Source organism: Daejeonella sp. (assembly GCF_017495225.1).
In the GTDB taxonomy this organism is placed as follows: domain Bacteria; phylum Bacteroidota; class Bacteroidia; order Sphingobacteriales; family Sphingobacteriaceae; genus Daejeonella.
This window is the reverse complement of the sequence record NZ_JAFEIG010000020.1, coordinates 303,017-325,300: the sequence shown is the minus strand read 5'-3', so window position 1 is coordinate 325,300 and position 22,284 is coordinate 303,017. Positions and strand designations below refer to the sequence as shown.

Annotated in this window: 16 protein-coding genes; 10 read left to right on the top strand and 6 right to left on the bottom strand. The window is 36.1% G+C overall.

Annotated features, from left to right (window positions below; translation table 11 throughout):
* Positions 1–93: 93 nt before the first annotated feature.
* A complete protein-coding gene (locus QZ136_RS08750) occupies positions 94–2,967 on the bottom strand; it encodes a tetratricopeptide repeat protein (protein WP_291402512.1) in 2,874 nt (957 codons plus the stop codon).
* A 250-nt stretch (positions 2,968–3,217) separates the two neighbouring features.
* On the opposite strand from QZ136_RS08750, the gene QZ136_RS08745 reads away from it, so the two are divergent.
* Together QZ136_RS08745 and QZ136_RS08740 are read left to right on the top strand one after the other, a co-directional pair.
* Positions 3,218–3,490 (top strand): hypothetical protein, encoded by a 273-nt coding sequence (locus tag QZ136_RS08745; RefSeq protein ID WP_291402510.1) that lies wholly within the window; start codon positions 3,218–3,220, stop codon positions 3,488–3,490.
* A 36-nt stretch (positions 3,491–3,526) separates the two neighbouring features.
* Positions 3,527–3,697 carry a hypothetical protein gene (locus tag QZ136_RS08740; RefSeq protein ID WP_291402508.1) on the top strand — a complete coding sequence of 57 codons (171 nt, stop codon included), beginning with the start codon at positions 3,527–3,529 and terminating at the stop codon, positions 3,695–3,697.
* 561 nt (positions 3,698–4,258) lie between these two features.
* Here QZ136_RS08740 and QZ136_RS08735 read toward each other — a convergent pair.
* Positions 4,259–4,927: a peptidoglycan recognition family protein gene (locus QZ136_RS08735; protein ID WP_291402506.1), complete on the bottom strand. Its 669-nt coding sequence runs from the start codon at positions 4,925–4,927 to the stop codon at positions 4,259–4,261.
* A 113-nt stretch (positions 4,928–5,040) separates the two neighbouring features.
* On the opposite strand from QZ136_RS08735, the gene QZ136_RS08730 reads away from it, so the two are divergent.
* The 4 genes from QZ136_RS08730 (at position 5,041) to QZ136_RS08715 (ending at position 9,639) form a co-directional block, all read left to right on the top strand.
* Positions 5,041–6,264, top strand: coding sequence for a DUF5009 domain-containing protein (locus tag QZ136_RS08730; RefSeq protein WP_291402504.1), 1,224 nt, complete (start codon positions 5,041–5,043; stop codon positions 6,262–6,264).
* Positions 6,265–6,464: 200 nt separating this feature from the next.
* Entirely contained in the window at positions 6,465–6,764 is a 300-nt protein-coding gene (locus QZ136_RS08725; protein ID WP_291402502.1) for a DUF485 domain-containing protein, read from the top strand.
* Positions 6,765–6,789: 25 nt separating this feature from the next.
* Entirely contained in the window at positions 6,790–8,370 is a 1,581-nt protein-coding gene (locus QZ136_RS08720) for a sodium/solute symporter (protein WP_291402500.1), read from the top strand.
* Between the two features lie 54 nt (positions 8,371–8,424).
* The gene (locus tag QZ136_RS08715) at positions 8,425–9,639 is read left to right on the top strand and encodes an aminotransferase class V-fold PLP-dependent enzyme (RefSeq protein ID WP_291402499.1); all 1,215 of its coding nucleotides are present in this window, start codon (positions 8,425–8,427) and stop codon (positions 9,637–9,639) included.
* 95 nt (positions 9,640–9,734) lie between these two features.
* Here the strand turns inward: QZ136_RS08715 and QZ136_RS08710 are convergent, their stop codons facing one another.
* The 4 genes from QZ136_RS08710 to QZ136_RS08695 are packed head-to-tail and all read right to left on the bottom strand — an operon-like array spanning position 9,735 to position 14,726.
* Complete coding sequence (locus QZ136_RS08710) at positions 9,735–11,402, bottom strand: L-lactate permease (protein WP_291402497.1); 1,668 nt, start codon at positions 11,400–11,402, stop codon at positions 9,735–9,737.
* A gap of 34 nt (positions 11,403–11,436) precedes the next feature.
* A complete protein-coding gene (locus QZ136_RS08705) occupies positions 11,437–11,931 on the bottom strand; it encodes a RidA family protein (protein WP_291402495.1) in 495 nt (164 codons plus the stop codon).
* Between the two features lie 18 nt (positions 11,932–11,949).
* Positions 11,950–13,404, bottom strand: a complete 1,455-nt coding sequence (locus tag QZ136_RS08700; RefSeq protein ID WP_291402492.1) for a PQQ-dependent sugar dehydrogenase — start codon at positions 13,402–13,404, stop codon at positions 11,950–11,952.
* A 32-nt stretch (positions 13,405–13,436) separates the two neighbouring features.
* Entirely contained in the window at positions 13,437–14,726 is a 1,290-nt protein-coding gene (locus QZ136_RS08695) for an amidohydrolase/deacetylase family metallohydrolase (protein ID WP_291402490.1), read from the bottom strand.
* A 193-nt stretch (positions 14,727–14,919) separates the two neighbouring features.
* Here QZ136_RS08695 and QZ136_RS08690 point away from each other — a divergent pair, with 193 nt between their 5' ends.
* The 4 genes from QZ136_RS08690 to QZ136_RS08675 all read left to right on the top strand — a co-directional run bounded on the left by QZ136_RS08690 (position 14,920) and on the right by QZ136_RS08675 (position 22,193).
* Entirely contained in the window at positions 14,920–15,465 is a 546-nt protein-coding gene (locus QZ136_RS08690; RefSeq protein WP_291402488.1) for an RNA polymerase sigma-70 factor, read from the top strand.
* Between the two features lie 167 nt (positions 15,466–15,632).
* Positions 15,633–16,817: a FecR family protein gene (locus QZ136_RS08685; protein WP_291402486.1), complete on the top strand. Its 1,185-nt coding sequence runs from the start codon at positions 15,633–15,635 to the stop codon at positions 16,815–16,817.
* Between the two features lie 286 nt (positions 16,818–17,103).
* Positions 17,104–20,574: a SusC/RagA family TonB-linked outer membrane protein gene (locus tag QZ136_RS08680; RefSeq protein WP_291402484.1), complete on the top strand. Its 3,471-nt coding sequence runs from the start codon at positions 17,104–17,106 to the stop codon at positions 20,572–20,574.
* 17 nt (positions 20,575–20,591) lie between these two features.
* Positions 20,592–22,193, top strand: coding sequence for a SusD/RagB family nutrient-binding outer membrane lipoprotein (locus QZ136_RS08675; RefSeq protein WP_291402482.1), 1,602 nt, complete (start codon positions 20,592–20,594; stop codon positions 22,191–22,193).
* The last annotated feature ends 91 nt before the right edge of the window (positions 22,194–22,284 follow it).

Here is a 22,284-nt window from a genome sequence, read left to right as displayed (position 1 = left end):
AAATACAAAAATCTTTCATGAATTCTAATTTATCGATCAAAATTGACTCTGAGTATTTCAGATTCCTTTCAAAAAGAAATTTTAGAATTTGAGCTAGATTTTCATGTTTTTAATCTCATTTAACCTTGATTTTAAGTCCTCAGCTTTGATTTTAAGTCCTTCCTTTTCATAGTATTCAACTAATTTCACAATAGCTTTTAAATGGAAAGGATTAGCTTCAATTGCCTTCTCTAGCTTCTCAATTGAACCTTTTTTATCAGATTTTGCTTCATTAAGAATTGCCAGAGTATAAAAATATTCAGCTGTGAAGTATGGTTCTTCTTTTTTGTTAGTTAATGCTAAGACTTCTTCTGCTTGGCTAATATCCTGACTTGAAATTAATAAACGTGCTAATCTCAATTTATCTAGATCTCTTAAAGATTTAGCCTTCACAGATTTCAAGTAAGATTCAGTGCTATCCATTTTGCCCATTTCTTGGTAAAATTCAGCAATTCTGAGGTTAAAATCGGCTCTAGAATTCCCTGATGCAGCCAAAATACGTTGCGCTTCTTTTATTGTTGAAATAGCCCTTTCATAATCTTTAATTTCAGAAAGAGCATCGGCATAAAGATTTCTAAATTCGTAATTCTGGGGCTTCTTTTCTACGAGCTCTTTTAATGTGTTTTTAGCCATTTTATCGCCTAAATCTGCCCTAAGTGCTGCCGAAAAGGCCAAAGCATCATTCCTTTGATCTCTTAGATAAGTGGAGATTACTGAAGCATTTTTAGCATAATTGTCTGCTGCTTGTATGGCTTCGGGAATCATTCCATAGCTTTTATAAACTTCTCTTAAATTTCTATTGATATCAGCTAATTCTTGATAATCATCTTCCAGAGCAAACGCTTTGTTTAGATAAAATACTTGATCATTTCGGGATTTTTGCTGATCTATTTTCTTAGCAAGAAACTGATTAGCACGTAATTCGGCATAAGTGACATAGATGGGCGCATATTTAGGATTGATTAGCTCTGCTTTTTGAATCCAATCTTCCGCAAAACCGAGATCATTATTCTCCATGCTTAAACTTGCCTTAGCAAGAAATGCAGGAAGGTAATTTGAATCAAATTGTAGGGCGGTATCTAAATATGCGTTTCCCAGTTCCTTATTTTTTTGCTTTGCAGCATTGCTCAAATTGATATAAACCTGCGCCCAATTAGTCGCCATTGCTTGTTTATTACCAGCCAAATAAGCACGTTCTTTTTTTATCAATTGATCGAGGAATTGATACATTGCCGGATCCTTCTCCATTAAATCGGAGCGTGTATTCATCGATTTAAAGTCCAATGGATGTACTTTAACAGGCTCAAAATAAGCAGGATAGGTCTGAGCGAAATATTCACTTTCATTATTCTGAGAATAATAATCAAGCGTGCGTTTTTCCTTCATGGCTTGATAATATAAGGCTCTAATTGCTCGGTTTTCTGCATCGCTAAGCACTCTTCCATGGAAAAGGTGAACATATTCATGTAGAATAACATTACGCTCCATAAATGCTCCTCTTTCCACATATTCGATGGCTGCTGCGCCACTGCCAACACCTCTGATATCCATCCATTGTCTATTATCAAAAGTGCTAATGAACCTGAAATAGGGTGCATTCATGGTCACAGCCAAATCTTTATGCAATGGGGGAATACGGAATGAATTATTCTGCTTAGAAAGGAATGGAAAATATACTACTGAGCTATAAAGTTGGTTCCAGGCCATGGCTTTTACAGCATCTCCAGGGAAATAATCTACATCAGGAAATACCTTGCTGAAGTTTTCTAAATCACTAATTTTTGTCTTGTTTAGCTCATTTGTAATGGAATCATAAGTAGATAGATAAGAAATACGCTTCGATTTAATTACTGCTGAGAGTCCGTTGTGCGCGGGACCATAATGTTTTTTACGTAAAAGTATATTCCTGAAAATGCTTTCTGCAGAGTCTAGGCGCGTTTTTCGGTCGAGATCATAAGCTACATAATAAATGGATCCTTTGTGTAAGTCGGGTAGGATAGAGCTGGGGTATCTTTTTTTAACTGAATCAATAAATTCTATCGCTTGGAGTATTTTTTTATCGCGAACTAACAAGTCGCTTTTTTCAAGTTCTTTGCGAATTTGATCATCATCTTTTTCGGCATAATCGGCATATGTTAAATTGGTATGACCATTTCCCCAATGCCAATGCGTTTGATAATGTAAAGGGTTAATGCTGAGCGCGATATCCCATTGATTCGCCATGTCGTTTAGTAGGCGGGCATCAATTTTACGCCAAATCGCATAGCCATAAAAAAAGCGAGCATCGGCATTAAAAGGGTCGATTTCAAGTGATTTTTGAAGTGGTGCAAGAGCTAAATCAGGCTGCTGATCCCAAAAATAAGCATCAGCTTCTAAAAGGTATGCTCCAGCACTATTTGGATTTAATTTTAGTGTTTTTTTAGCTATTTCTAAGGCTTCTGGGTATTTTTTCTCTAAAATTCGTATACGACCCAGCATCAATTGTAATTTCTCTGAGGATTTATTTTTTAGGGCATTTTCTAAGAGGGTAGAGGCATTGCTTAATCGCCAGGCATGCATTTCCAAAACAGATTTTAGATAAATGGCCTGTTCGTTTTGTTTGTCCCGACTAATGACTTGCTCGACATGCTTTTCTGCCGCCGAAAAATCATTGCTTAGAATGAGGTAATTAGCCAGTAAAAGCTCTTGTTCATTACTACCCTTTTTTAATGAATTTATGCCTTGCAAAGCCTCCTGCCACATGCCTAATTCTAACATTCGTTCCAAAAGAACTATGCGGTCGCCCGTTTTTTTTGATAGTTCTAAACTAAGCTCCTGTTTCTTCTTATTTAAACCTTGCTTAATGAGTTGAATGCTATCTGGGTGAATGGTTTGAGCATAAGAGTTCAAACAAAAGAGCAGAATTATTAAGGCGAATAATCTTTTCATTATTAAAAAATAAGGCAATCGGATTTTTAAAATTAGTTATTTTTTGATTAGCGAGATGATGAAGGACTTTTTTATTTGACTTTGTGAAAATCTTTTAATAATGGGATGGATAGAATTTGGATTATGATGGGTTTATTGAAGCTGTTTTATTGTTTTGATTTATTTTTTTAAATAATTTATTTCTTTAAAAATAAATTTATTAATATTGGATTAGACTATTGAGATTATATTTACATAAACAGAAAATCAGATGATGAGAAAATGCTTTTTTGCTATTCAAGAATTTACAGGCAATAAATTGACTCTATTGAGCAAGAGTTTTGTACCTGCATTTATTCTTTGTGCCATGTTTTTATGTCCAGCTTGTGTTCAGGTTAATAAACATGATGGAGAAGGTACACAAATTAATGTGATGAGCACCAACCACTCAAAAAGTGATACCACAATTACGGAGACTAAAACAGATACGGCTCATATTAAAACTGATACAACAAGCTCTAATATTAAAACGAAGTCCAAATAAAAATAACTCATTTTAAATAAATAAAAAACAATTGATATGGATTCAAAAGAAATTAATTGGGAGTATAAATACAAGAGGTTAAAAATCACAATTACCGCTTGTTTACTAATCTATTCGTTAATATTTTTTTATGATAATTGGGCTGATTTTAAATGTGGCGCACAAAGTGGTTGGGATGCTGCTGAAAGAATGTATCCAAATAAATAAGATTTCTTACAGTCAATTGAGCTTATTTGATTGCTTGCCGAATTTTTTAGGTTACAATTTTTATTAAAACAGCTGTTTTTAACGATAGAGCATAAATTCATCATGGAAAATTTAAAATCGAAATATCTTATTTATATCGGCTTATTATTGCTGATTGCTTTTGTGTTTTATCATGTGGGAAAAACTGTAGGTAGTCTTTTGTATCATTTTTTAAATTAGCCCTTTATAAATTAACAGCATAGATTAATCTCATTAACTCCTAAATATAAAATTAACTTATTCCCCGCAAGAAACTCCTGTAATTAAACCGTCTAGTTCCCCTCAATCATATAAATCTCAAAAATCATAGTTCAGACATTAGGTAGATTGTTGATTAGTATTTAGATATGAGATGTAAGTTAATCTTTGTTCCTTACTCCTTGTTCCTTAGTCTTTGCTCTTTGTTCCTTAGTCCTTAGTCCTTACTCCTTAGTCTTTGCTCTTTGTTCCTTAGTCTTTATTCCTTGCTCCTTGTTCCTTAGTCCTTGCTCTTTGTTCCTTACTCCTTGTTCCCTGTTCCACCTATTTCTTTATCGCCCCCTTAATATTTAAATCCTTAATTCGTTCTCTGATTTTTGTCATAAACTCATCTCCAGGATCGCTTTTTACGGTTAAATAATTCGGGTCTGTTTCTTTGAATAGCGGATGACCAATAAAACTCTGGTATTCATGATGTCCAATCACATATTCAATATTATATTTCTTTTTTAAATAGCGTATTAGGGCTTCATTGGCATCTAATTGTTCTTCAGTTAATAAGGCATTGCTGCCGCCTACATTTTCTACACCAATAGCGCAATAATTTAAGCCAATCACATGTCGTGCAAAAGCGGTTTCTGGTAGTTGCCTGAAAATCATGCCGTCGCGGTCGACTAAAAACTGTGCGGCAACATTAAGACTGCTCGCTCCAGCGATGCCTTTTCGTGCTCCGGGAAGTACGGCAGGATTCATCGCATCAAATGATTGTTCTAATGTGGGAATGGCAGTCCAATGTAACACAATCATTCTCGGGACAATCGTTGCTGAGTCTTGAATAATTCCATGTCGCTCTCTTAAATATTGAATAGAAAGTTTCTTTCGCTCTTCATCAAAAACCACAGGCTTATTAAAGGTTCTGAATGTTTGTGCATAGGAGTATCCAGAAAATAGGATTAATCCGAAAAGGAGTATTGATCTGAAGCTGAATTTCATGACGATTTTATTATTTTCATAAATGTAGCTAATCTTCAAGCATTTATTAAATCGATATTACTATTTTAGATTGTGAATATTAACAATTGAAAATAAATATCACCTTTTTTATAATGAACACCATTCCCACAGAAATGCATCCATCAGCATCTAAAAGCTTATCGCAGCGTATAGATTCAATCGATATCCTTAGGGCAATCACCATGGTTCTCATGATTTTTGTCAATGATTTTTTCACTTTAACTAATATTCCAGATTGGTTGAAGCATGCTCCGCGCGGAGTAGATGGAATTGGCTTTTCGGATATTATTTTTCCTGCTTTTTTGTTCATCGTCGGACTCTCATTGCCTTATGCTATTGAACATAGAAGATTAAAAGGGGAGTCGAATACTAAAATTATTAAACATGTTTTATTTCGAACATTAGCACTATTAACAATGGGTGTTTTCTTGGTTAATGGAGAGACAATAAATAACGAAGCAAGCGGAATTAAAGCAGGAACTTGGTTCCCGATGGTTTGTTTATGTTTTATATTAATTTGGAATAAATACAGCTCGAAAACATCTGCACTTTTACAATCTATCCTTCAATATTCAGCAATTTTGAGTCTTTTGATACTTGCTTTCTTTTATCGCGGAGGCGAAAATGGGGATGCTCGATTTGAAACGCATTGGTGGGGTATTCTCGGATTAATAGGCTGGGCTTATCTTGTTTCGGCTTTAATCACAGTTTTTGCCAAGAATAATGGATATGTTTTATTGTTGGGATGGATCTTCTTCTGCGCCTTAAGTATTCTGAATAAATCCGATTTATTTCCAAAATCCGATTTTTTTCAGTATATTCCTGGTACTATAAAAAGCGGAACCTTGGTCGCGCTTACCATGGGAGGCGTTCTTTCTTCCTACATTTTTAGGTATTTTGTATCTAAAAATGCCAATTTAAAGCTTACTATATCCTTTATTTTAGGTTCAATTGCTTTAATTATTCTTTCATTGTTTACTCGTCCCTATTGGGGACTCTCAAAATTGGGTGCTACACCAGCATGGTTGTTTTTATGTTCTGCAATCACTTTATTACCCTTTATTTTGATTTATTGGATTGTTGATGTTTTGCAGAGGGGAAAATACTTTAATTTCATCAAACCCGCTGGTACTGATACCCTTTTATGTTATCTCATTCCTTATTTTTTTTATGGGATCTATGTATTGACAGATTTTAAATTGCCCGAAATTCTCACAATAGGAGGGATAGGTCTGTTAAAATCCTTTTTGTTTGCAATATTGTGTGTTTTTATCACTAAGAAGTTAAATTCTGGTGGCGTTCGATTGAGAATTTAATTTTAATTAATCTTTTACATTTTAGGGGAAAACGTAACGTTTTTGTGTTCTTTCAAAAGATTCATCATGAATTTGTAATAATTCGATTTTTTTTTCATAGAATTATAAAATGATAAAGCCTTTTAAATTGCTTTGTTATTTAGATGATTGTATTTTTTAATTAATTATATAAACTGTTATAAATCAATATTTTACAAATTATGGATAGTGCTAAAACACATGAAATTTTAGAAAGTGCTGAATTTAAAAAGTTAGTAAAAACCAGGTGGAATATTTCATTGGCCTTCACTTTTGTGATGTTATTTGTTTACATCGGCTTTTTATTAGTCATAGCTTATAATAAAGATTTTTTAAAAATGCCTTTAGGCGATTCTATTAATTTAGCTATCGTAGTAGGCTTAGGAATTATATTCTTTTCTTGGTTAATCACAGGTTTATACGTGTATTGGGCAAATAATTACTACGATAATGAAGTCCACGAAATCAAAAAAAAGTTATAAATTTTAAATTTTATTCACACATTATATGTCTTTAAATTTACTTCTTCAGGTAAACCCAAGCGGAACAGCTTCTACTTTGGGTACTGCAAATCCGGTATCAATAGCGATATTTTTTCTTTTTGTAGCGGTTACGCTTTATATAACTTACTGGGCAGCTAAAAAAACAAAAACAGGCTCTGAATTTTATGCTGCAGGGCGTAATATTTCAGGTTTTCAAAATGGCTTGGCACTTGCCGGCGATTATATGAGTGCGGCTTCATTTCTTGGTATTGCCGGAATGGTGGCTACTAAGGGTTATGACGGACTAATTTACTCAATCGGATTTCTTGTTGGATGGCCACTAATCATGTTTTTAGTCGCAGAGCCTTTGCGTAATTTAGGTAAATATACCTTTGCGGATGTAGTTGCATTTCGTCTAAAACAAAGACCTATTCGTATCGCAGCTTCTGTAGGATCTTTGTTAACCATTTCATTTTATTTAATTGCACAAATGGTGGGTGCAGGGAGTTTGATTAAAACCCTTTTCGGATTAAATTATGAGATTGCGGTTGTGGTTGTTGGTGTGGTGATGACTATGTATGTTTTATTTGGCGGTATGCTTGCCACCACATGGGTACAGATTATTAAGGCAGTATTATTGCTTTCTGGAGCAACTATGCTGGTTTTATTGGCACTCGCTCAATTTAATTTTAGTCCCGCAGAACTTTTCCAATCCGTAAAAACTCAATACGGAGCAGATATGCTTGCTCCTGGAGGATTTATTACCAACCCATTTGATGCGATATCTTTAGGATTAGCCTTGATGCTTGGAACGGCAGGTTTGCCACATATTTTAATGCGTTTTTATACCGTTCCTGATGATAAGGCGGCTAGAAAATCGGTATTTGTCGCGACTGGTTTTATTGGTTATTTCTATGTTTTGACCTTCTTTATCGGATTTGCGGCCTTAGCTTTAGTAGGGAAGGATGCTATTTTAAGTTTAGATAAGGGCGGAAATATGGCGGCCTTACTTCTTGCTGAAAATACTGGTGGAAGTGCATTCCTTGGATTTATTGCTTCCGTAGCATTTGCCACTATTTTAGCGGTCGTAGCCGGATTAACATTGTCGGGAGCTTCAACTATTTCACATGATTTATATGTCCATGTTGTTAAAAAAGGCGTTTCTGATGAAAAGGGAGAGATTAAAGTCGCAAAGCGTGCTACCATTTTCTTAGGAATACTTGCTGTGGCCTTAGGCTTGATGTTCAAAGGACAAAATGTGGCTTTCATGGTGGGATTAGCCTTTTCTATTGCGGCAAGTGCAAACTTCCCAGCTTTATTAATGTCTATCATTTGGAAAAAATTTACTACTCAAGGTGCTGTTTGGTGCATGGTTACTGGAGCAGTTTTATCCCTAGTTTTGATTGTTATCAGTCCGACAGTTTGGGTAGATATTTTAGGTAATGAAGTCGCTATTTTCCCACTAAAAAACCCAACCATCGTATCGATGACTGCAGCATTTGTTGTGGGGATTATTGTTTCGCTAGCAAAACCAGAGAAAGCAGCTGCAGACTTATTTGAAAGTGAAAAATTGAGAACTTACCTTGGGCATGGCTCAGAAAAATAATGGATGTTTGATTTGATTCAAGCTGTTTAAAATTTTATAATTAACAATATAACTATGAAACGTAGAGACCTCATTAAGGGTTTAACAGTCCTTCCTCTAGCAGGAGGAGTGCTTTCAGGCACAAGTGCAAATGCTGCAGAAGTAGCAAATGTTGCTTCCACGGCAGCAAAAAGAGATTTATTTAAAGAATTAGGGATTCGCACATTCATCAATGCGCGTGCCACACTAACATTTATGACGGGTTCTTTAATGCAGCCTGAAGTGATTGATGCAATCAATAATTCTTCTAAAAGATATTGCATGTTGGATGAGTTGCAAGATAAGGTTGGAGCAAAAATCGCTGAATTATGCCATGCCGAAGCTGCAACGGTAACTTCTGGGGCATTTTCTGCAATCATGCTTGGTACTGCTGGTGTACTTTCTGGTTTAGATGCTAAAAAAGCTGCAATGATTCCTCATTTAGAGGGTTCGGGTATGAAAACTGAGGTTATTCTTCAAAAAGGTCATGATATTGGTTATTATCAAGCGATGAAGAACTGTGGTGTGACTATGGTTTGGGTTGAAACTCGTGCCGATTTAGAGAAAGCTATCAATGAAAAAACAGCAATGATGGCCTTCATGAATTGCAATACTAATCAAGGTCAAATTAAGCATGAAGAATGGCTTGAAGTTGCAAAAAAATATAAAATTCCTACCTTAATTGATATTGCAGCAGATGTGCCGCCAATTGAAAACTTCTGGAAATTCAATGATATGGGCTTTGACTTGGTTTGTTTATCCGGCGGAAAGGCAATTCGCGGTCCGCAGAGCTCAGGCGTTTTAATGGGTAAGAAAGATCTAATTGCCGCAGCCCGTTTAAGTGCGTCACCTAGAGGAAGTACCATTGGTCGTGGTCATAAAGTGAACAAAGAAGAAATTCTTGGTTTATATGTTGCCATTGAGAAGTTTATCCGTACTGGTGAGGAGGAGTGGAACTTCTGGATGAAGCAAATTGCTCATATTGAAGATTCAGTTAAAGATCTTCCAAGCATTAAAACTCGTGTTTTTGTGCCAGAATTGGCTAATTGTACTCCAAATCTTGAAATTTCATGGGATCCGACGGTTATTAAAGCTACGGGACAAGAAATTCAAAAACGATTAAGTCTGGGCGAGCCTGGCATTGAATTAAATGCAGGTAAAAACAATATTTCCTTGGTAACTTTTATTATGGTTCCAGGAGAGGAAAAAATTGTTGCTAAGCGTATTAGAGAGGAATTGTTGAAAGGCTAATTCCTGTTCCTGCTTTCGCAGGAAGGACAGTATGATTTTTAACAAAAAAAACCTGATCAAGGAAATTGATCAGGTTTTTTTGTTAAAGGATTATCCTATTTAACTACCATATTTGAAAATGGAATGACATAGGCTTGAAGGAAGACAAATAATCCAACAAGTGCTGCGAGTGCGATGCTGTGGAAGAATACATATCTCAATATTTTACCTTCATGACCGTACCAGTTGGTTGCGGTGCTGGCAACCACAATACTTTGAGCATCCACCATTTTACCCATTACACCACCCGAACTATTGGCAGAGGCCATTAAAATGGGACTCACATCGGTTTGTTTAGCGGTTATAGTTTGCAGACTGCCAAATAATACGTTAGAAGCTGTATCGGAACCTGTTAAGGCTACGCCAAGCCATCCCAACATGGTGCCGAAAAATGGATATAAAACACCCGTTTTCGCCAAAGCTAGTCCGAGGGTTGCATCTGCCCCCGAATATTTAGTCACATAGCCTAGTGCAAGCATTGCTGCAATGGTTATTAAAGAAAATCGTACCCTCCATAATGTTTGGAAGTAGATTTTAAACATTTCTTTAATGGAATAGCCAATTGCAAATCCGGCAAGTATAGCTGCTAAAAGTATACCTGTTCCTGTTGCTGAAATCCAATTTAGCTTAAAAATAGCCTCTTCAGTTTTAGCAGGTTTTTCTAAAGTTGGTATTGGAGCAATTGGTGGCGAACGTTTTACAAGATTATGAAGATAGCTAACCTCATACTGTGGCGCCGAAATTGAATTTAAATGGTTTTTTACCGTTGGGATGCCCCAAGCAAAAATAAATAGGGTTAAAATCACCCAGGGAGTCCATGCTCGAACAATATCTTTTGTAAGCACATTTTGGGGATCTGGCTGCATGGTGATGCTATTTTCATCTTTCTCGAGTTGCCAAATGGTTTTAGGTTGCCAAAATTTAAGTAGAACAATGATAGAGATTATTGATGCTATAGAGGCAAAAATATCTACTAACCATGGACCGTGAAAATTAGATACTAAATACTGAGTGAGAGCAAATGAAAATCCTGCTACAAATGCTGCTGGCCATACACTAATCATCCCACGGAAGCCTGCCATAGCCCAAATTACCCAGAAGGGCACTATAAATGAAAATAAGGGCAATTGGCGTCCCACCATGGCCGATAATTTAAGGATGTCGATACCTGTAACAGCTGATAGGGCGATTATGGGAGTCCCCAGGGCACCAAAGGCCACCGGTGCGGTATTTGCAATCAAAGCTAGCCCGCATGCCGCCAAGGGCCTAAAACCGAGCTGTATTAGAATGGCTGCTGTAATTGCAACGGGAGTTCCGAAGCCAGCAGCTCCTTCAAAAAAGGCACCGAAAGCATAGGCAATTAAAATTACTTGCACTCTAGGATCGGGCGCAATATTCGATAAGTGCATTCTGATGATGGTAAACAATCCTTTATCAACCGTTAATTGGTAAAGGAAAATTAAATTTAGCACTATCCAGCCAATGGGGAAGAGTCCGTAGGCCCCACCATACACCGTACTTGCTGCAACCGCAGTCGATGGCATCTTATAAACAAATAATGCCACAGCAATTGCAACTAGGAGTCCGAAGACTGCTGCCAAATGTATTCGAATATGAAAAATGGCAATAGAACCTAGTAGAACCAGGATTGGTAGTGAAGCCAAAACAGTTGATAAAAGCGCATTATTTAAGGGGTCGTAATTTTGCGGCCAGACAAATTCCATCTATGAGAGATTATTCTAAAAATTATAAAATTGATTATTTAAATGGGTCCTGCGGACTATTATGAAGTTCAAAAAGAGCTTCAATTTCTACGGGAATATTATCCGGCAAGGAATTAAAACCTACGGCACTTCGCACACCAATTCCATTATCTGGACCCCAAATTTTAGCAAAAAGCTCACTACAACCATTGATTACATTGGGATGTCTTTCAAAATCATCCGTGCTATTTACCATTCCTAGGACTTTAATTACACGCTTTATTTTATTGAAGCTTCCAAAATTAGTCTTGATGGTTGAAAGCATGGTTAAAGCAACTTGTTGTGCTGCAAGCTTTCCTTCTTCAATGGTCATGTCTTGTCCTAAGCGACCTCTCATCAATGATTTATCGTTTTTTACTGGTCCGTGGCCAGATAAATATAAATATTTACCATCCACAACAAAAGGTTTATAAACGCCAATGGGACTTGGAGCAGGGGGGAGGGTTAATCCTGTTTTTTCGAAATTTTGATCGGGTGTATTTTCTTGCATTTTTTTATGATTTTAAAATTAATTTTTGGGCAAAGTGATTTTCCAAATTCTACCTCCATCCGAGTTTGATGTACCATGTTCCATCACATAAATTTTGTTGTCAAGCATGATTGCATCCACTGGAGCATTAAAATTACTTACAATACTAGTAGTTTTCATGTAAAAATTATCGGCGGCAGCGTTATAGGTCATTTTTAAGTGTAATAAATCTTTTCCGCCCTTGCGTAAAAGGTTTGTCCCTGGACGATCAGACCCACCACCATACCTAAATACGAAACCATCGCCTTTAAATTCATTAGAAAGCACATTTTTAGTATCAAATACTAGTCCGAGGGGTACAGAATGCGCATTAAATGTGCTTACCGTTTTACCTGTTATATCACCATCAACTATTTTTCCGGAGGCAATATCTCGGTATTCATTAGCATCTGGACCCATATTTTGTACTCCAGGTGAGAATTTTAGGCCTTTTGGGATTTTCGGGAATTCGGGATCATTTCTAAAATATTTTACAACCCAGGCATGGGCTCCGGGACTTATAAAAGGATCTTTTGCAGGATCGGGAATCCAATCGGGATATTGCTGAGGGTTTTCGATGCCCGCCATTTGCCATGGGAAGCCATAATGATGCCCTTGGCGAATCCAGAACATCTCTTCTGGCTGATCATAATCCCCAGAATTGATTACTCCAAATAGGTTTCCTTGTCCATCAAATTCCATGTCATAAGCATTTCTAATACCCTCAGCGAATAAATAGCCATCTGCTTTTAGCTTTGCTACATCAGTGCTAAATATTAGATTTTCGGAATTAATTGGTATTCGGAAGACATTGGCTGTTAGAGCATTATCTCTTGCATTTGGATAAGCACCTTTATTGTCTTGGACTTCTCCGTGATCTGTTCGTGCGCCAGAATTTACATAGATGTACTTTTTATCCTTACTGATTACCAAGGCATTCCAACCATGGTCGAAGGTGGTTGCATTTGTGCCATATTCAACCGTATTAAATACTTCAGTTAATTCAGGTTTTTTCTTAGACAGATTGTATTTAACCATTCTACCTTTGGTGCCTTTGCCATTATTTGCACTAATATTTCCGCAAAGGAAGAGTGTATTGTTCAGAAAAGCAGCTCCTTGAAGTCGTGTGATACCGTGATCCTCTGCAGAGAAAATTTTCTGTTCAATGGCATTGGGAGTATCAAAATTCAGAATTTTATAAACATTTCCATCAAAAGTACTGTACCAAAATTCGCCTGTTTTCTCATTTCTTAATAACCGTACACCAAGTTTTCCAGTATTCATTACCTTTTCTACTAGAACATCTGGTCGGAGAGAAATCGGGGTCTTGATTGGAGCAATGGGCCTCTGATTAATTGCATTTGTAGTTTTTTCTTGTGATAGACAAATTAATGAATATGAAAAAAACAGAGCTAAAAGCCCTGTTTTTTTGATGTTTCGATTTAAAAAAGTCATCTATTTTAAAAATTTAATATTTTTTGTTCAGCTTATTTTTGTCGCGGAGGGTTAGAGATAACATTAGGCTCAGCAATTGCGTTCAAATTATAAACTATTTTTCCAGCTTTAATTGTCATTTCTGTTTCAAGTCTATTTTTGCCTGATATTTTTCCATCACGAGCATAAAAACCAAAATCTCCATTTCTAAGGGTGAATATAGCAATATCTGCTTCAGATCCCACAGATAAGTTTCCTAAATCTGGTCTTTTGATTTCTTGTGCCGGATTCCAAGTACTTGCTTTGATTACACTTTGAAGATCCATGCCCATTGCCATAAATAAAGACATAATATTAGGCATATTTTTCATGGCATTGTTCATGCTTCCTGTGTGGAGGTCGGTACTAATTGAATTGGGATAAAAACCACTTTTAATGGCAGGAATTCCTTGATTAAATAAAAAGCTAGCACCACCAAAGCCAACATCAAAAATTACACCTCTATTTTGAGCTTTTATAACGTAAGGTTTTACCTTATTTGTGGTTACATCAACAATAGATTCACGTCCATTAGGACTAGTACTACCATTTCCACCGAAGGCATGAGTATAGATATCGCCTGGGCGGAATTTCACATTAAAGAGAGAGTCGAGCGGTAAAAATGGGTTTGCGCCACCAAAATCGACCATCACAGGAAGATTTGCGAGCTTACCAGCTTCCATTAATCGGTCGGTCGGTTCCCAAGTACGACCATTATAATGTGCTAATTTGAACCCAACAATGTCATTTGGGTATTTTTTTGCCATATCAGCAGCTTTTTGAGGATCCATCTCATTGATATCATTCTCATATTTTCCACCCGCCATTCCTTGTCCCACAATGTTTAACATAGCTAGAACCCTAGTTTGCGAACCGTCGATAGTTTGTTTTTTATATAGTTCAAAATTTTTCCAACCAGGACTACCAGCATCCACTACAGTTGTAACGCCAGCAGGGAATGTAAATCCATCAGCTGGAAGTCCTGCGGGTGCATTCATATAAGAACTTCCATCATGGCCCCAGAAAAAGTGCACATGAGCATCAATCAAACCAGGTGTAATGTACATTCCCTTAGCATTTACAAGCTGTATAGCTTTGGAGCCATCAATGTTTTTTGCTACAAGAGCTATTTTGCCGTCCTTAATCGCAATATCCATGAAGGTATTGATATTGTTTTTGGGATCAATCACATGCCCACCTTTGATAACAACACTGTAAGGTTTTTCAGCTTCAGATTGCTGAGCTTGTAACGAATTTGTAAGGAACAAGATCAAGGCGATAATTAAAAAATGCTTCTGTTTCATTTTGTTTTTTATTTAGTGAATTACCTTATTTTAATACATTGTATATTAGTATGAGTAAAAAAAACGCCATCACCCCTAGTGCATTCAAACATATTTTGGATGTTTTGTTCATGTGCACTTTTGTAAAATAAATATCATTTTTTTTATAAACATATTTTGAATTTCATTTTCCTTTTTCTAAGTTTATTATAAAATGAGTGAACAAATAAAAATTGAGGATGTAGAATTAATGAACCGACTTCGGTCTGGGGATGATTTTGCATTGAAGCTCATTTATGATAAATATTGGAATCAACTATTCACGTCTGCATTTAATATGTTGCAAGATCAGCAGGCTTGTGAAGATGTTATTCAAGATATTTTTATCAATTTATGGAATAAGCGCGAGCAAATTGAGATAAGAGTTTCCCTAAAAGCTTATCTTTTTGCTTCTACTCGATATGAAGTTTACAGACAGGTTCGTTTAGGTTCTGTAAGAGAAAGTATATTCGACCAGGTTCATGAGCGTTTGGAAACGCCTTCAGAATATGGCAATATTGAATACAAGGAATTATTATCTCAGATTAATTCTATTGTAGATAAATTATCCGCAAAATGTAAAGTGGTTTATAAAATGAGTCGCGAGGAACAGCTTTCACATAAAGAAATTGCAAATCAGTTAGATATTTCAACTAAAACTGTGGAAAATCACCTGAATAAAGCTTTACGTCAATTAAGGACTTCCTTAGGCTTGTTTTAATATACGATTTTTTATTCGGAATATCAATAGTATTTGACGCTTTTTCTAATCCTTTCTATAAAATAGTATCCTTATAATTAAATACTACCTAAAAAATAATAATATTTTTTTATTTGGGACTAGGGGTATTTAGTAGTTTTTAACTCTTATATACAAATCGGATTATTTTGGACAAGGAAAGTTTTTACAAATTATTAGATAAATATATTGCAGGGGAGGCTTCTAAGGAAGAGGAACAGCGTTTGCTTAATTTTTATGGAAGCTTTAAGCCTTCTAATAAAAATGAAGAGCTTCCTGATATGAAGGAATTAAAACATAAAATTTTCAATAAAATTTCTGAGAATATAAATGTTGAAGTTGAAAATGGGTCATCATTCAGACTTTTTCACATGAAATCATTTTCAATTGCTGCGATGATCATGGTAGCATTATCTGTTGGTTTGTACTTTTACTCTAATAGAACTTTACCTCAAGTAGAACAATTTGCAGAGCTAAATGTTAAAAACGATATTCTTCCTGGAAACAATAAGGCTGTTCTGACTTTAGCAGATGGTTCTAGGATTAGTTTGGATGATGCAGCAAATGGATTATTGGCAAGTCAGGGAAATATAGCAATCACCAAAACAGATAATGGTGAAATTGTTTATGAAAGAAACATCGAATCGAAAAACAGGGATTTATTGAGTCAGTCAGTAACAAATACCATTCAAACTCCTAAAGGGGGTAAATTTCAAGTCCGATTACCAGATGGAAGTAAAGTATGGCTTAATTCGGCATCCACATTAAGTTATCCTACAACATTTACGGGTAAGGAAAGAAAGGTTACATTAAGTGGAGAGGCCTATTTTGAGATTGCTTCAAATAAAAAAGTGCCATTTCGTGTAATAAGTAATGGGCAGATTGTTGAAGTTCTAGGTACCCATTTTAATATTAACTCTTATGATGATGAGGATTTTACTAAAACTACCTTATTAGAAGGAAGTGTGCGAGTGATTCTTAAATCAACATCAGATGTTTTAGGAAAGACTAAAATGCTTAAGCCTGGAGAACAATCTTTAACCAATACTAAGCAATCTGGAATTAGAATTGAAAATGCAGATACAGAAAAAGCGATAGCTTGGAAGAATGGTTATTTCAAATTTAAAAATACACCTATAAAGGAAATTATGCGAGAAGTAGAGCGTTGGTATGATGTAGAGCTCATTTATGAGGGTAATATGCCTACAGATGAATTTACTGGTTTTATATCAAATGACGTTAATATTTCGGCTGTGTTAAAAATTTTGGAACAGAGTGGGGGTGTTAAATTCACAGTAAAGGGAAAGAAAATTAAAGTAAAAACGATACAATAAATCCTAAATCTAATAATATGAAAAAGAATGATAGTAGTTAAAAATCAGTAGGGATTAAAATGAAAAAACCGCCTTGGATTGCCCTCCAAGACGGAATAATTTCTGGTTAATCCTTCAAAAATTCCGTAAGCACGAAATTTTAATTAATCAACCATAACAAAATTTAAAATGCAAAAGTATGAAAAATGTTTTACTAAGTGAATGCAGGTCCCTCTGCATTACCAGTTTTAGGAATTATCCTGAAATGAGACTTTTTACTCTAGTCTCAAAAAAAACGTTAAAAATTATGAAACTTACCACTATTTTCATTTTAGTAAGTCTGATGCAAGTAAGTGCAAATGGCTTCTCTCAAAATGTTACGCTGAATGAAACAAATGTTCATTTAGATAAAGTTTTCACAGAAATTCGAAAGCAAACTGGTTATGATTTTCTTTATAATACCAGATTACTAAAGAATACGAATCCCGTAACCGTTAAAGCGAAAAATTCTTCTTTAGAAGTAGTATTGGAGCAGGTTTTTAAAAGTCAACCTCTTACTTATACTATTACTGAGAATACAATTATTTTAAAGAGAAAGGATGAGCGCTTTATGGAGCAAGGTTCCGGTTTTTCCTTAATGAATTCGAATCGCGATTTGAATAAAATTGCCTCTGCTGGTTCATTGGGTATTGTATCTAATTTCACCATTGAACAACGTCGAGTTGATATTCGTGGAAAGGTAATTGATGCTGGAGGAGAAGCTTTAATTGGTGTGAGTGTTCGTGTAAAAGGTTCGGAAATGGGTGCTTCTACCGATGTAAATGGTAATTTCACACTCAGTGCTCCTGAGAATGCAACACTTGTATTTACTTATATTGGCTATATAACCCAAGAGGTTGCGGTTAATGGAAGAGCAATAATTAATGTGACCATGCTCGAAGATCGTCAGGCATTGAGTGAAGTTGTTGTTACCGCATTTGGTGTAACCAAAGCTAAAAGAGGATTAGGATATGCTGTTCAAGAGGTTCGAGGTGAGGAGTTTACTGAATCACGTCAAAATAACATTGCTAATTCACTTACAGGGAAAATTGCCGGTGTTGATGCTACGCAAGCTAATTCTGGTGCTGGTGGTTCAAGTCGCGTTATTATTCGTGGTAATACCTCTTTGAATGGAAATCAGCAGCCTTTATATGTTGTTGATGGTATGCCAATCAACAATAATAATAGAGGTCCGGTAACTCAAACCGAAGGCTTGAATGCCGACCGTGGTGATGGTATTTCCAGCATTAACCCTGACGATATCGCTACAATTTCAGTTTTGAAAGGTGGTGCTGCTGCCGCTCTTTACGGTAGTCAGGCTGCAAATGGTGTAATATTGATTACAACTAAGAAGGGATCTGCACAAAAAGGTGTTGGAGTTGAAGTTACTTCCGATGCCAATTTTGGCACTCCATCAGTTTTTCCAAATTATCAATATGTTTACGGACAAGGTAATGATGGTGTAAAGCCTGCAACAGCAGCGGCAGCATTAAGCTCAGGTCGTTTATCTTATGGCGCTAAAATGGATGGGTCATTGGTTATGCAATTTGACGGAGTTATGCGACCTTATTCGCCATTTAAAGTAAAGGATAACATTAAAAACTTTTATGAAGTAAGCCAGAATTTAACCAATACAGTGGCATTTAGTGCTGGAAGTGAGAAATTGAAAACTAGATTATCTGTTAGTGATTTGCGTGCACAAGATCAGCAGCCAAATTCTAATTATAAAAGAAAAACAGCTAATCTGAATATCTCTGGTAAAATGGGTAAAAATGATTTTTTAACCATTGAATCAAGTGTTCAATATAATTTAATAGAAGGCAAAAATAGACCAGGTGTTGGATATGCAGATTTTAACTCAGCATGGCCTGTTTATCTTGCCGCAAATACTGTAGATGTTAGGTACATGGCGGGTACTGACCCATCTAGACCAGGTATTAATGTTGCAACGGGAAGAGAATTGCCTTGGAATCCTGTGCCTGTTGCTTTTAATCCATATTATGTTGCATATCAAATTGGTAATGAGGATGCTCGTCAGCGTTTAATTGGTCGCGCTAGTGTTCAGGCCAATATTTTGCCTAATTTATTTGTAAAAGGTACTGTGGCACGTGATTTCAATTACAGTACAGATCAATTGTATGTACCAAATACCAATAACTTTACTCCACTTGGTTATTTCCAATCAGGTACGCAGCAAGAAGATAAAACAAACTTTCAAGGAATAGTTAATTATAATGAAAGATTTTTGAAAGACAAAGTTGGTGTGAATATTTTAGGGGGTGTACAAAGTGAAAGAGATTTCGCAAAAGGTAGTACAGCCAATGGTAACCAGTGGGTTGTTCCTGATTTTTATAGTATTACCAATTTAGTGAACAGAGATCTAGTAAACGCTTCACAAGCTTCCTTTGGTACAAATTCTGTTTTTGGAGAAGCAAACATTGACTATAATAACCTCTTTTATTTAACAGTAACGGGGCGTCAGGATTGGTTTTCTGTACTTAATCCAGGGTTTAACTCAATTTTCTATCCATCGGTGGGAGCAAGTTTTATCTTATCTGAGGTAGTAAAAATGCCTAAGTTTATTGACTATGCTAAATTAAGGTCTTCATGGGCTGAAGTTGGTAGCGCAACGGTAAATGCAGGGAGTATTAATCAAACCTATGCTGTGAGTACAGTTAATGCTTATGGATTACCAACATTAACCAATCCTAATGTTTTGAATAACCCAAATATTCGTCCGGTTACCGTTGAAACAATTGAAGGGGGTTTTGAGGTACAAATGCTGAATAGTCGTATTGGTTTGGATGTAAACTATTATTCAAGAAGAACTAGAAACGATATTCTTTCTCCACCTATTTCAGGAGCCACAGGTTTTGCAGCAGGTAGAAGAAATCTCGGCTTAGTATCAAATAAAGGATGGGAGATAAGTTTAACAGGTTCTCCAATTAAAAATGATAAATTTTCATGGGATGTAAGTTATAATTTTAGCTATAATATAAGTAAAATCCTTGAATTGGCAGAAGGAATCGATGTTTTAACTTTAGGAAATGGTATTGGTGGTCCTCAAATGATTAATGCAGTTGGATTACCTTATTCAACAGTTAGAGCCAATGTTATGAAATTGGATGCAAACGGAAATAAGGTTTATAATTCAGCTACAGGTTATGAAGTTCAGGAATTACGTGATTTAGGTGTTGGAAATCCACCTTATTTACTCGGATTAAGTAATAATTTACGATACAAGCGCTTTAGTTTAACAATTGATCTTGATTCTAAATTTGGAGCAGTTGGTTATAGTAACTTAATTCAATACGCTACCCGATTTGGTCATACCCCTCAGACACTTCCTGGAAGAGAGAGCGGTTTAACTGTTACTGGTGTTACAGCTACTGGAGCTCCATATACCAAGTTATGGAACGTTGTGGATCTTGATACCTATTACAATAACTTTGGTAGTGCATATCCAGGCATGTGGGTTTACAAGACTGATTTCATCAAATTGCGCCGTGCTGTATTGAAATATAATATTCCCGTAAGTGCACTTAAATTCATGAAAGTACAGTCTGCCTCTGTGGGTATCACTGGTTTTAACTTGGCAATCTTGTACCAAGATAAAAGAACTAAAGAAGCAGGTATTGATCCTGAAATGCAGGAAACTGTTGGTAATGCCCAGGGAAGTCAGGGTGTGGCTTTTCCTAGAACTAGAAATATTGGCTTTAACCTGAATTTAAGATTCTAATATTTAAATCTAAGAACATGAAAAAGACATTCATAAAAATGATATATGCGGCTGGAGCTGTTCTTGTATTTTCAACTATGCAATCGTGTAATACCGAGAAGCTTACTGATTTAAACAAGAATCCTAACGCAATTGAATATGTAATTCCTGAATATTCCTTCACCGCTGCTGTATTAGCTAGCGGTCCGGGTGAAAATTACAGAGCTTTAGGCCAAGGATTACAATATTTTTCCTCTTACAAGGAAGTCCCAGCTACTGGCGATAAATTTTATAATTTCAATGGTACGGCCGGTAATTTTAATGTTTACACTGGGCAGTGGAATCGTTTACTTCAATTAAATAAAGAGATTCAGGGACCTGAAAATGTAAATAAACGTGCTGCGGTTGAAATATTAAGGATTTTAGCATTTCACCAACAAACAGATTTGATGGGTGATTTGCCTTATAAAGACGCAATGAAAGGTTTAGATAATCTAAAGCCTAAATATGATACTCAAAAAAGTATCTATACCGACATGCTTACAGAACTTGAAACAGCTTTAAAGTCGATGGATGTATCTAAGGCAAACATTTTTGGTAATGCAGATCCATATTTTAAAGGTGATGTAGCTAAATGGAAGAAATTTGGTTATACCTTGATGCTTCGTTTGGGTATGCGTTTATCAGATGTGGAGCCTCTAACAGCTAAAGCTTGGGTTGAAAAAGCTGTCACTGGTGGTGTAATGACCTCATTTAATGATATTGCTTACCTTAAATATGCAAATGTTACCGGTCAAATGAACCCTCGGGTTAACACCTACATAAATGGCGACTTTACAAGTCCTGGTGGTGATAATATTGAGGGAAGTAAATGGTCAGGTAAATTTATTGATCATTTAAAAAACACTTCGGATCCACGATTACCAGTTCTATCTGTAGTTTGGGTGCCAGCAGGAGCAACATATACACCTAATAATACACCTGCTGCTCAACGTGGTATGGTAAATGGTAGTCTTAATACAAGACCAACTGATTTTGACACATATTCTGAGCCATCTTTGCTGTACATTGATAGAGGTTCTCCTATAATTACTATGGGACCAGCAGAGGCTTATTTAATTATTGCAGAAGCTGCAGCAAGAGGTTGGAGTGTAGGTTCAACAGCAAAGGCAGCCTATGAAAACGCGGTTCGTGCTGCTATGGCACAATGGGCCTTATGGCCAAGTGTAGCTCCTCATTCTGGAGTGATTACAACCGCTCAAGTGGATGCTTATCTTCTAGCTAATCCATATCCTGAGACTGGAACTTTTGCTCAACAATTAGAAACAATTTCTACACAAAAGTGGGTTTCAATGCTTGGTGATGATTATGAGGTTTACTCAAACTGGCGACGTACGAAATATCCGGTGTTTAATTATGCAAACTGGACCAATACCTCTGGTCAGAAGGTTTCATACCCAGGTAACGTAACAGCAGGAAAAATGTGGAGGAGGTTCTCTTTACCAATTTCTGAGAGAAACGTTAATCCTGCAAATTATAATGAAGCAATTAAGCGTCAGAGTTATTCTGAAGAGCAAATTGATCTTCTACAAGGCAGAATGTGGTGGGATGTGGGTCCTGGTACTGGACAAAGTAACTAATATGTTATATTTCCAAAATGTTTATTAAAAACATTTGTATTAGGTATCTTAGTTAATTATATGATAAGAGGAGATTGAATCTCCTCTTATC